Below are 2,009 nucleotides of genomic sequence, written 5' to 3'. Positions count from 1 at the left end.
TCCCCGCAGCACCCGTCCCCCACCGGCCTCGGCCCGACCGTCGCCGAAGCCACCGCCGGCATGTCACCGGGCCGCGTCCAGGAGATCCTCACCACGGCCGGCCTCCCCAGCACCCATGACTCGGTCTCGGCCATGGCGTCCCTCAGCGCCCTCTTCACCGACCGCACCCGCATGACCGCGCTCCTCTCGGCCGCCCCCGCCGAGTCGCTGGACGTGCTCACCCGACTGGTCTGGGGCCCGCCCTACGGCCAGGTCACCGCCCACCCGGCACCGCATCTGCGCTGGCTGCTGGACCGCGGCCTGCTCCTGCCGACGGCGCCCGGCACGGTCGTCCTGCCCCGCGAGGTCGCCCTGCACCTGCGGGACGGCCGGGCGCACCGGGAGACGGAACCCCTGGCCCCGCCCCTGGAGGCCGCCGCCACTCACCGTCCACAGGCTGTGGACGCCGCGGCGGCCGGCCAGGCGTACACGGCGCTCATGACCGTCGAGGAGCTCCTGAAGGACTGGGACGAGGGCGGCCCGGCCGTGCTGCGGGCCGGCGGCCTGAGCGTGCGGGACCTGAAGCGGACCGCGGCGGCCCTGGACGTGCCCGAGCCGGTCGCCGCCTTCTGGGTCGAACTCGCCTACACGGCGGGCCTGCTGGCGTCCGACGGCGAGGCGGACGAGCGGTACGCCGCCACGCCCGCGTACGACGAGTGGCTGGAACTGCCCACCGCCGAGCGCTGGACCCGCCTGGCGACGGCGTGGCTGACGGCAACGCGTACGGCGGGCATGGTCGGGGGTCGGGACGCGAAGGACCGTACGTTGTCCGCGCTGGGCCCGGGCCTGGACCGGTCGGCCGCGCCGGAGGTCCGTTACCGGGTGCTCGCCCTGCTGGCGGGTCTCCCCGAGGGCACGTCGCCCACGGCCGACTCGGTACTGGCCCGCCTGCGCTGGGAACGCCCCCTACGCGGCCCGCAGTCTCCCCAGGCACCCCAGACCCCACCCACCACGCAAAGCCCCCAGTACACGCCAAGCACCCCAGGCGCCCCAGGTGTCCAAGGCGCCCAGCGCACCCAGAACACGCACAGCCCCGCGGACGACCTGCGCTCCCGCCTCGCCCAGTGGGCGCTGTCCGAGGCGGAGATGCTGGGCGTCACGGGCCGCGGCGCCCTGTCCTCGCACGGCCGGGCACTGCTCGGCCTGCCCACGGGAACCACAGCAGCCAAGGCCGACCTGCCCGCGGAACCCGGCGACAAGCTCCCGGCGCACCACCAGCACACGCCCGCCGCCCCCTTGGAGCCCCTCGGCACGGCCGAGCAGGCCGCGGCCGCCCTCCACGCCGCCCGCCGCCTCACCCCGCTGCTCCCCGAACCGCTGGACCACGTCCTCCTCCAGGCGGACCTGACGGCGGTGGCGCCCGGCCCGCTGCAACGCCCGCTGGCCGACACGCTCGACGTGCTGGCGGACGTGGAGTCGAAGGGCGGGGCCACCGTCTACCGCTTCACCCCGGCCTCGGTGCGCCGGGCCCTGGACGCGGGCCGCTCGGCCTCCGACCTTCAGGCGTTCCTGACGGCCCACTCCCGCACCCCGGTACCGCAGCCGCTCGCGTACCTGATCGACGACGTGGCCCGCAAGCACGGCCACCTCCGCGTCGGCGCGGCCTCCGCCTACGTCCGCTGCGACGACGACACGATCCTGGGCGAGATCCTCGCCGACAAACGCTCCGCGCCCCTCCGTCTGCGCCGTCTGGCCCCCACCGTGCTGGCCGCCCAGACGGACCCGGCCGCCCTCCTGGACGGCCTGCGTTCCCTGGGCTTCGCCCCTGCCGCCGAGTCAGCCGAGGGCGACGTCCTGATCACCCGGGCCCACGCCCACCGCACCCCGCCGCGCACGGCTCCGGAACCGGTCCCGGAGGGCCCTCCGTCCCCGGACGACACCCTCGTCACGGCCGCCCTCCGCGCCATCCGCGCGGGCGACCGCGCCTCCACCGCTCCCCGCAAGGCGACGGCCCCCGCCCCGGGCGGCTC

General features: G+C 76.8%; 1 protein-coding gene. It reads left to right on the top strand.

Going from position 1 to position 2,009, the window contains the following annotated elements; all coding sequences use genetic code 11:
- On the top strand, window positions 1-2,009 hold a 2,009-nt coding region (locus tag FPZ41_RS46250; RefSeq protein ID WP_152870863.1), incomplete at both ends, for a helicase-associated domain-containing protein.

The sequence above is a fragment of the Streptomyces acidicola genome (assembly GCF_009377235.1).
Lineage (GTDB): Bacteria > Actinomycetota > Actinomycetes > Streptomycetales > Streptomycetaceae > Streptomyces > Streptomyces acidicola.
The sequence above is the reverse complement of the archived record's forward strand: the minus strand, read 5'-3'. Positions and strand labels throughout refer to the sequence as shown.